Origin of the sequence: Thiocapsa sp. (assembly GCF_035467215.1) — a bacterium.
Taxonomy (GTDB): Bacteria; Pseudomonadota; Gammaproteobacteria; order Chromatiales; family Chromatiaceae; genus Thiocapsa.
This window is the reverse complement of the sequence record NZ_DATITZ010000195.1, coordinates 1-9,074: the sequence shown is the minus strand read 5'-3', so window position 1 is coordinate 9,074 and position 9,074 is coordinate 1. Positions and strand designations below refer to the sequence as shown.

The following is a 9,074-nucleotide window of genomic DNA, read 5'->3' as shown; positions in this document are numbered from 1 at the left end:
CGGGTGGCCGAATGCCGGTGGAATCGCCGGCCGGATGTCGGTGGAACAGGTGGCCGAATGGCGTGGAATGCGCAGCTTGAACTCCTCCCCGAGCATCCGCCCGAGCAGTGTGGCGGGCAGGGTACTGAAGACACGGTCGCACTCGAAGCGGTGCGATTCGCCGTGCCGGCGGTATTGGATCGCGGTCACCCGGTTCTCGGAACGCTCGAGCCCCGTCACCTTGGATTCGAGCATCACCTCGCCGCGGATGTGCGCATGCATGGCGTCGGCAATCTGGCCATAACCGCCATCGGCCGGGTAATGGAAAGTGCTGAAGAAGGTCTTGGAGCTGCGGCGGATGGTGTCGAGGAGTCCGGACGAGCGCAGTTTCTCGCGTCCCCAGGTTACCGAGATCTCACTGGGCGGGACGCCGAACATCTTTTTCGTGTAAGGCTCGAAAAAGAAGTCGTAAAGCCCTCTTCTGTAGCGATTCAGCGCCAGCGCTTCGAAGGAGTCTTCGGGGAGCTTCGGACGTGCGAGAAAGCCCATGATCAAGCTGGCCGCGGTTTTTGGATCGAACTTTAGGATCAGCTCGATCGGGTTGATCGGATCCGCGATCACCTTGTCCTTCATCAGGATGCGACTGTTTCGGCGATGCTCGCGCAGCGGCACCAGGGACTCGATCATCGCGACGAGCGCGCGATCCTGCGTATAGAGCCGATGGGGCGCGATATCGCAGGGCACACCGTGCCAGTCGAAGGTGCGCGCCAGTCCGCCGACCCGATCCGTGGATTCGAACAGCGTCACCCGCTTGCCCATTCGCGAGAGCAGCCAACCCAGACTCAGCCCGGAGATCCCGGCGCCGAGTATGGCAATCCGTTCCTCACGACTTCCTTCTTCAGCAATAACTTATCTCAGATTTTTCTTGTAAGAGGGATAGACGGCGTTGCGTGCCTTTGAAAAGTTAGCGAACTCCATCGTGACGCTCGCCAGCTCGACGCCCGAGAAGTCGGTGTTCGTGACGTCGGCGCGGCGCAGGATTGCACCCCCGAGCACGGCGTTGGTCAGGTCGACGTCCGTGAGGTTGGCGTTGCGGAAATTGGTCTCTTGAGCCGACACGCTGCGCAGCTTGGACCCACGCAGATCGGCACCCTCGAAATTGGCCAGGTTGATCACCGTAAAACCGCCGGGAAGGGCGCTCGTCAGGTCGGCCTCGTGCATGCTGGCGCCCGCCAGATTCGCATCGTTGAGGTGACAATCGCGCAGATCCGCACCGCACAGATTGGTCTCGCGCAGATTGGCGCGGATAAAGAGCGCCTTGGGTGCGACCACGTGACACAGATCGCTGCCCTGAAAGTCGGTGCCGCGCATGTCGGCATGACCCAGGTTGGCGCCTCGCAGGTTGGCCTTTCTGACATCGGCATGACGCAGATCGGCGCGCTCGAGTGTCGCCTGCTCGAGGTTTGCGCCGTTGAGTGTTGCCGCGCGCGAGGGTCGCTCCGCGCCGAGGTGGGCCTGCGTGAGATCGGCGTTGCTCAGATCGGCGTCGGTCAGATCGGTCGCGACCAGAACGGCGTCGACCAGCCGTGCGCCGCTCAGCAAGGCGCCGACGAGATCGCTCGACTCCAGGTTGGCACCCGAGAGGTCGGCGCCGCGCAGATCCGCGCCGTTCAAGTGCATGTCTCGCAGGTCCGCACCCGCCAGGGTGTCCGCGTCGATCCTTTCGAGGACCTGTCCAGTCTCGCGATGCTTGATCTCGACCATCTCGTTTATCCTCCGCCGTCGTTGTTGTGTTTTCGGGTGACCGACTTGCCGCAGCCGACCCTGTAAATCTACCAGAAGCCGCCGAATCGAGGGATGACCTTGGATGGTTCCGCATCCATGGCTCCGCATCGATCGACAGTGTCGAACCTGATGGATACCATCGGCGGGCCTTTCCGCAAATGCCGTTCGGCAGGCCGATGATGCGCCGTGACGACCCTGCCGTCCGAATCCGGGTTGCGAGACCGCAAAAGCGAAAAGAACACAACGAAATCAAAGACGCGGGGCCGAACGATCGCTGCGCCCACGAGAACGACACCACCATCAGGAGCCACCATGAAGATCGAGACACTCGCGATTCACGCCGGATTTGCGCCCGACCCGACCACCAAGGCGGTGGCGACGCCGATCTACCAGACCACCAGCTACGCCTTCGACGACACCCAGCACGCCGCCGACCTGTTCGACCTGAAGGTCCCCGGCAACATCTACACCCGCATGATGAATCCCACCAGCGACGTGCTCGAGCAGCGTGTCGCCGCGATGGAAGGCGGCGTCGGGGCCTTGGCGCTCGCCTCGGGCATGGCCGCCGTGACCGACGCAATCTTCACCATCGCCCAGGCCGGGGACAACATCGTCGCGGTTTCGACCCTCTACGGCGGGAGCTACAACCTCTTCGCGCACACCTTGCCCCGACTCGGCATCCAGGTCCGTTTTGCTGCGCCCAACGACATCGAGGGCATGGCCGCTCAGATCGACGACAAGACCAAGGCGGTCTTCTGCGAATCCATCGGCAACCCCGCCGGCAATGTCGCGGATCTGCGCGCGATCTCGGACATGGCCCACGCCCACGGCGTGCCGGTCATCGTCGACAACACGGTACCCAGCCCCTATTTGTGCCGCCCATTCGAACACGGTTGCGATATCGTCGTCCACGCCGCGACGAAATATATGGGCGGACACGGGACGACGATCGGGGGTGTCTTGGTGGATTCCGGCAAGTTTTCTTGGGCCGAGCACGCGAGCCGCTTTCCGATGCTCAATGAGCCCGACGTCTCCTATCACGGAGTGGTCTACACCGAAGCACTGGGAGCTGCCGCCTACATCGCACGCGCCCGCGTGGTGCCCTTGCGCAACATGGGCGCGGCCATCTCGCCCTTTAACAGCTTCCTGATCCTGCAGGGGATCGAGACGCTGCACGTGCGCATGGATCGGCATTGCGAGAACGCGGTCGCGGTGGCCGAGTACCTCAAGGCCAAACCCCAGGTCGAATGGGTCCGCTATGCCGGCCTGCCGGACAGCCCGGATTATCCCCTGGTTCAGAAATACATGGACGGCGCCAAGGCCAGCTCCATCCTGTCCTTCGGCATCAAAGGCGGACGCGAGGCCGGCGCGCGCTTTATCGATGCGCTCAAGCTGACGGTGCGTCTGGTCAACATCGGTGATGCCAAGACGCTCGCCTGTCATCCCGCGACCACGACCCATCGCCAGTTGTCTCCTGAAGAGCTGGCCCGTGCCGGTGTCTCCGAGGATTTGGTGCGCCTGTCGATCGGCATCGAGCATATCGACGACATCATTGCCGATCTGGAGCAGGCGCTGGCGGCGGCGGGTTAAACCGCGCCCGGTGCGGTATGTGATGTTTTGGATGGGATCGGCCCCGGCAGACTCGACGACCGCTGAAGTCGGCGCGGTTTAAGAGCGATTCAGAAACAAGCCCCGTAGGTTGGGCAAAGCGCAGCGTGCCCAACGGCTCCCTGTTATGCCGGCGCGGGTTGGGCACGCTGCGCTTTGCCCAACCTACCCAACTAAAACCCGATTGGTCCAAAGGCGGCTCGGAGCGAGACCGGTATGGCGCGCATCACGACATGGTTCCCGCTCTGGGCCCTCTTGGGCGCGCTCTTCGCCTATCTCTTCCCTGGAGTGCTTGTCTGATTCAAGCCGGCGATTCTGCCCTTGCTCGGGCTGGTGATGTTCGGGATGGGCGTCACACTGACGCTGGATCAGTTCGCGGCTGTTCTGCGTCGCCCCGGCCTTGTCGGGCTCGGATTGGCGCTCCAGTTCGGCGTGATGCCGCTCGCGGCCTGGTCGATCGGGATGGCGATGGGGTTTTCGCCGGAGTTGCTGGCGGGTCTGATCCTGGTCGGTACCGCCCCGGGCGGGACCGCCTCGAACGTCGTCTGCTATCTCGCCAAGGGCGATGTCGCACTCTCCATCACGCTCACGACTGCCTCGACGCTCGCCGCCGTGCTGCTGACGCCCGCCTTGACCTGGCTCTATCTCGGCGAACGGGTTCCGGTTCCCGCCATCGAGATGCTGATCTCTATCGCTCAGGTTGTCCTGGCACCCGTGGCCTTGGGGCTTTTCGTCAACCAGTGGCTCGGAGCCCGCATGGGCCCAGTGAAGGCAGCCTTCCCGCTCATCTCGGTCGCCGCCATCGTTCTCATCATCGCCATCATCGTCGCCTTGAACGCCGGCAACCTCGTGCATGTCGGCCTTGTCGTGGTCATCGCGGTCGTCCTGCACAATGGGATCGGACTCGCCGCCGGCTATTGGTCGGCACGCCTGCTCGGTCGGGACGAGACCACGGCGCGCACGCTGGCGATCGAGGTCGGGATGCAGAACTCCGGACTGGCCGTCGCGCTTGCGGTCAAATTTTTCGGCCCGGCGGCGGCCTTGCCGGGAGCTGTTTTCTCAATTTGGCACAACCTCTCGGGTGCCGCGCTGGCGTCCTGGTGGTCGCGTCGGCCACCGAGCGATCACACCCCGGAACAAGGAAAATAGGGATATGGCGATCCCTGATCATCACGACGTCGCGGTTTTGTGAAACGGCCAAAGACTTTGCCGCGAACATCGAGAACAAGCTCATCCTGATCGATGGCTAATAACTCGCGCAGTTCATGATCGACTTCGGAGTCGGGGTCGCGACAGACGCTGTTTACGAGCTCAAGCGCCTCGATTCAGATTATTTCACCGACAGTTAAGAACGGCGGACTCCTGCAGTGGCCCGGACGTCCGTTGAAACGGGGCGCGGCATGCCCGCGATCGGCACCGGATCCTGCGCTTCGAAATCCATCCCGAAGCAGCCCCGGATGAGCGTGTGATCCCAACCCTCTAATCCCTTCGCCCTCGCGAACCGACCGATCTCGTCCCCATCTAAACGGCATGAAAGAATCCGGCGCCGGGCCGGGTTTAACGAACGTGCGCTCCGATGCCGAACGGCGACGGCGTAATTCTCGAACACTGGAGACACCATGCTGATCAAGAAGCCCGCAGACATTCTACCCTCCGAGATCACGCCGCCGCAGGTTTGGCAGCGTCGACGGGAGTTCCTGAAGGCGTCCGCATCCGGGATCGGCCTCGCGGCGATCGGGCTGGCGGGTGCCGTGCCGCATCGGGTGCTCGCCGGGGATGCAATTGCGAATGTCCGCCCGAGTCCCTTCAGCACGGACGAGCCCCCGACCAGCCTCGAAGACATCACCAGCTACAACAATTTCTACGAGCTCGGCACCGACAAGACCGATCCGAAGACCAACGCCAAGTTTCTCAAACCGCGCCCCTGGACGATCACCGTCGACGGCGAATGTTCGGCACCCGGCGAGATCGGGATCGAGGACATCCTCTCCTCCTTCACGCAGGAGGAGCGCATCTATCGGCTGCGCTGTGTCGAGGCTTGGGCCATGGTGGTGCCCTGGGTCGGATTCCCGCTCGGCGATCTGATCAAACGCTTCGAGCCGACCTCCAAGGCGAAATATGTCGCCTTCGAGACGCTTTATGATCCGGAGCAGATGCCGGGTCAGAAACGCCGGGTGCTCGACTGGCCGTATCGCGAAGGGCTGCGGATGGACGAGGCGATGCACCCGCTGACGATTCTCTCCACAGGTCTCTACGGCGAGCTGCTGCCGAACCAGAACGGCGCTCCATTGCGTCTGGTCGTCCCCTGGAAGTACGGGTTCAAAAGCGTCAAGTCCATCGTGCGGATCAGCTTTACCGAGAAGGAACCGCCCGCGACCTGGAACCGGATGCAGGCGAACGAGTACGGGTTCTACGCCAACGTGAACCCGGCGGTGGACCATCCGCGCTGGAGCCAGAAGACCCATCGCATGATCGGCGACGGCTGGCTGGCGAAAAAGCGCGAGACCCTGCCGTTCAACGGCTACGGCGATCAGGTGGCCGATCTGTACGCCGGGATGGACCTGAAGCGGTTCTTTTGACATGAACCCAAGTGAACGGTTCGTGCGCTTCGGCAAGCCGCTGGTCTTCCTGCTCTGCCTAGTGCCGTTCGGCGTCTTGATCGCGCGGGGAGCGAGCGGTGCGCTTGGACCCAATCCGGTGGAGGCGATCACACATTTCACCGGTGATTGGACCCTGCGACTTCTCTTGGTCACGCTCGCGGTGACCCCTTTACGGCTTCTGACCGGGCAAGCCTGGCTGGTGCGCTTCCGCCGCATGCTGGGCATCTTCGCCTTCTTCTATGCGGTCCTGCACTTCGCGACCTACATTGGGCTGGATCGGTACTTCGATTTGGGGACCATCGCCGAGGATGTCCTCAAACGGCCCTACATCACGGTCGGCTTCGCGGCCTTCGTCTTGATGGTGCCCTTGGCGATCACCTCCACCCAAGGCTGGATCCGCCGTCTCGGGCGGCGCTGGAAGACGTTGCATCGAGCCGTCTACGCCATCGGCGTGCTCGGCGTGCTGCACTATCTCTGGCTGGTGAAGGCGGATCTCTTGGAGCCAGCAATCTACGCGATCATCCTCGCGGTCCTGCTCGCCCTGCGCGTACCCTGGGTCGATCTCGCCACGCGGGCCAGGTCGGTGAGGCGGCGGGACGCGGAGACCGGGGTGGTTCCCGAACGACGGTAAGATCGCCTGATTATCGATGGCTTTTCGGCGGCGCGCCGGGGTCCGGCATGCGGCATAGCTGCTCGACCTGAAACGCGATGCGCTGGATCGAATCGGCAGTCAGCGCAAGATCGCCGTTACGTGGCTTCAACATGAAGCTGCAACTCTTCGGATTGATCGCAACAACATCGCTTGGCCTCGTCACCGTGACATACCAGCCGGGCAGGGCGATCACTGGACGCGCAGAAACGGGAAGTCCGGCGGATTTAGTCAATCGCTCGGACAGCCAGCGTCCTTGGGCGCGTGCCTGCTCGGCTGTTTTCACATCTGTCCAACCGGGGAAAGCCAGGGCTTTTCCGTCGAAGGTCACTCGGGTCTGTTCGGCCGGTTTTTCCCGGGTGGACTTGAGTCTGTGCTTGGTCTCGACTGAAAAGACGCCGCCGGGGGCGACGACCACATGGTCGATGTTGAACCCGGGGGCCTGGATATCGTGCAGGATGCGCCCGCCATCGGCGATGATGGGCTCGAGGAGTTGTGCCGTTGCCAGCTCGCCATCGAGTCCTTCGGCGTATTTCTGCCGTTTTTCGGCCTGACGAACGATCTGTAGGGTCTGATAAGCGACAAAGGCGACGGCAATCCCGGCGTACACCCATGGGATCCAAGGGCTCACTGATTGATCCGCGCTCGATTGCACCTGGTAGGTCGCCCAGAGGAGCAAAGGGACCCAGGAGACGACCATCAGATCTCCGTGCATATCGAGCGATCGCGATGATCAGCGCGATTCCCTGAAGTGACTGGATCGATGACATGATCGGTATCCTCTCAGTCCTGAGGCAATAGCTCGAATTGTTCGGGTTCGGAGCGAAGTCCAGGTGCCGGTGATTGCGCCCCGGATTTGAGATCCAGTTGCAGCCGGTCTGCTTCGAGCAGCCGCTTCAGCCGCTTCAAGGCGAGGTCGATGGTGCGCTGATGGACCGCGATCGCCGTCAGCACCTCCTCGGGGGTGCGATTGTCGCGATCCGATCGGGCGCGCGGGTTGACGGGGCGCCATGTCCTCCCGCGCCTTCGCCCGTCGGGCCGCGATGTCGAGCGTCCAGGACAAGGGGCTCTCGCCGTCCGCCGTTCCGCGCGAGGCGAGCAGCCGTGCAAAGGTGGGGAAGGGCTGGCTCCGCGCCGCGTCGGCTGCTGGTATCGGCGTCGTGTCGATCGCCTCGCTATCCTCGGTCGATTCGGCCACGTCCTCCGCCAGAAGCCGGAGCAAACTGTCGGGGAGCTGGTCGTCGTCGAGCACGGCGCCGGTCTTGTCGAACCTTGTTGATGAAGTTGATCAGGCGCCCGTCGCCCAGTGCAAAAAGCTCCCCACGTTTCCAACCCTGCGGACGCCCATCCGAGGTCAGCGGGTGATCCGGCGCGTCCGAGTAGGGCGCCGCCCAGTCCTGCCAGCGATACGGCGAGACCAGGGCCGGTGTGAAAGGCCCTGGATCTCGGCGGCCATCCGCTCGCGCTCCTCCTGCGCGTCGAGGATGCGCAGAAAGAGGATCCAGGTCAGCTCCGGGACGTACTGCAACGCGCTCGCACAATTGGAGCGCCGCATGACATCGCAAACGCCTTTGACGAAGGCGGACAGCGAGCCCAAGGATTGAATGGATCGAGGAGCGGTCTTCTTTCGAACCGGGGGGGCTGAGTTGCGCGAGACACGGCTTAGGCAGGACCTGGGCTGGTGACGAACGGGTTACGGACGCGCAGCCGCCCGTCGAGGATCTGGCCGTCCTGGAAGTCCTCCGACCAGAGTGTGGTGCAGCCGCAATCCAGGGCGCTGGCGGCGATCATGGCATCATAGATCGGGAGACCGTAGCGCTCGGCAAGCCGCAGACCCAGATCATGGACCTCGATCGTCAGAGGCTGCACCGGGCACAGGGCGCGGATGGTTTCGAGAATGTCCCGAATCTCCGCCCAATCGCATCCGAGCTTGCGGCGGGCCACGCTGACGAATTCATTCAAGACCTGCACGCTGATCGTCCCTCCGGCCGCGAGGAGGGCCTCGGCGCGGTTCGCCTTGATCTCGTCCTCGCTCAGCAGATAGAGCACGACATTGGTGTCGAAAAAGTCGGTCTCCGTCGTCACCCGCGGTCCTCGTGGCTCTCCAGCCGATCGAAGCGAAAGTCCGCCGGGAGTCGCCCGCGATAGGCCCGCAAGCGCTCGAGCAGCTCGGGTCTGGTCGGCTTGCGTCGGACCTCGAAGCGGCGCTCGTCGGCGACGACGATCTCGATGTCGTCGCCCTCCTTGAGCGCCAGCGCCTCGATCACCGCCGCGGGCAGACGCACGGCGAGACTGTTGCCCCATTTGGAGATTTGCATGGACACCGAGACCTTGCTTGGATATACAGGGGCGCGATGGTATATCAGGCACCGCGACGGGACAATCGGGAAGACGGACGGCCGCCGCAACCGGCGATGACTGTCTTCATGCGATCCGCCAGCCGGACTCAGGCC

The 9,074-nt window shown here is 63.2% G+C and carries 11 protein-coding genes; 4 read left to right on the top strand and 7 right to left on the bottom strand.

The window, feature by feature from the left end; genetic code table 11:
- On the bottom strand, positions 1-849 hold an 849-nt coding region (locus tag VLR48_RS10900; RefSeq protein ID WP_325291810.1), incomplete at its 3' end, for a protoporphyrinogen/coproporphyrinogen oxidase.
- Between the two features lie 39 nt (positions 850-888).
- Positions 889-1,743: a pentapeptide repeat-containing protein gene (locus tag VLR48_RS10895; protein WP_325291809.1), complete on the bottom strand. Its 855-nt coding sequence runs from the start codon at positions 1,741-1,743 to the stop codon at positions 889-891.
- 333 nt (positions 1,744-2,076) lie between these two features.
- Between VLR48_RS10895 and VLR48_RS10890 the strand changes: the two genes are divergently transcribed.
- The 4 genes from VLR48_RS10890 to VLR48_RS10875 all read left to right on the top strand — a co-directional run bounded on the left by VLR48_RS10890 (position 2,077) and on the right by VLR48_RS10875 (position 6,603).
- Positions 2,077-3,354 (top strand): O-acetylhomoserine aminocarboxypropyltransferase/cysteine synthase family protein, encoded by a 1,278-nt coding sequence (locus VLR48_RS10890; protein WP_325291808.1) that lies wholly within the window; start codon positions 2,077-2,079, stop codon positions 3,352-3,354.
- Positions 3,355-3,693: 339 nt separating this feature from the next.
- Positions 3,694-4,521 (top strand): bile acid:sodium symporter family protein, encoded by an 828-nt coding sequence (locus VLR48_RS10885; protein WP_325291807.1) that lies wholly within the window; start codon positions 3,694-3,696, stop codon positions 4,519-4,521.
- 470 nt (positions 4,522-4,991) lie between these two features.
- The gene (gene msrP / locus VLR48_RS10880) at positions 4,992-5,951 is read left to right on the top strand and encodes a protein-methionine-sulfoxide reductase catalytic subunit MsrP (RefSeq protein WP_325291806.1); all 960 of its coding nucleotides are present in this window, start codon (positions 4,992-4,994) and stop codon (positions 5,949-5,951) included.
- Between the two features lies 1 nt (position 5,952).
- A complete protein-coding gene (locus tag VLR48_RS10875; protein WP_325291805.1) occupies positions 5,953-6,603 on the top strand; it encodes a protein-methionine-sulfoxide reductase heme-binding subunit MsrQ in 651 nt (216 codons plus the stop codon).
- A gap of 10 nt (positions 6,604-6,613) precedes the next feature.
- On the opposite strand, the gene VLR48_RS10870 is transcribed toward VLR48_RS10875, so the two are convergent.
- The 5 genes from VLR48_RS10870 to VLR48_RS10850 all read right to left on the bottom strand — a co-directional run bounded on the left by VLR48_RS10870 (position 6,614) and on the right by VLR48_RS10850 (position 8,939).
- Positions 6,614-7,321: a nuclease-related domain-containing protein gene (locus VLR48_RS10870; RefSeq protein ID WP_325291804.1), complete on the bottom strand. Its 708-nt coding sequence runs from the start codon at positions 7,319-7,321 to the stop codon at positions 6,614-6,616.
- A gap of 83 nt (positions 7,322-7,404) precedes the next feature.
- Positions 7,405-7,575 (bottom strand): hypothetical protein, encoded by a 171-nt coding sequence (locus tag VLR48_RS10865; protein ID WP_325291803.1) that lies wholly within the window; start codon positions 7,573-7,575, stop codon positions 7,405-7,407.
- Between the two features lie 400 nt (positions 7,576-7,975).
- Complete coding sequence (locus VLR48_RS10860) at positions 7,976-8,176, bottom strand: hypothetical protein (protein ID WP_325291802.1); 201 nt, start codon at positions 8,174-8,176, stop codon at positions 7,976-7,978.
- Between the two features lie 107 nt (positions 8,177-8,283).
- Entirely contained in the window at positions 8,284-8,706 is a 423-nt protein-coding gene (locus VLR48_RS10855; protein ID WP_325291801.1) for a PIN domain-containing protein, read from the bottom strand.
- Positions 8,703-8,939 carry an AbrB/MazE/SpoVT family DNA-binding domain-containing protein gene (locus tag VLR48_RS10850; protein WP_325291800.1) on the bottom strand — a complete coding sequence of 79 codons (237 nt, stop codon included), beginning with the start codon at positions 8,937-8,939 and terminating at the stop codon, positions 8,703-8,705. Before VLR48_RS10850 ends, VLR48_RS10855 begins: the two co-directional genes overlap by 4 nt.
- Positions 8,940-9,074: the final 135 nt, after the last annotated feature.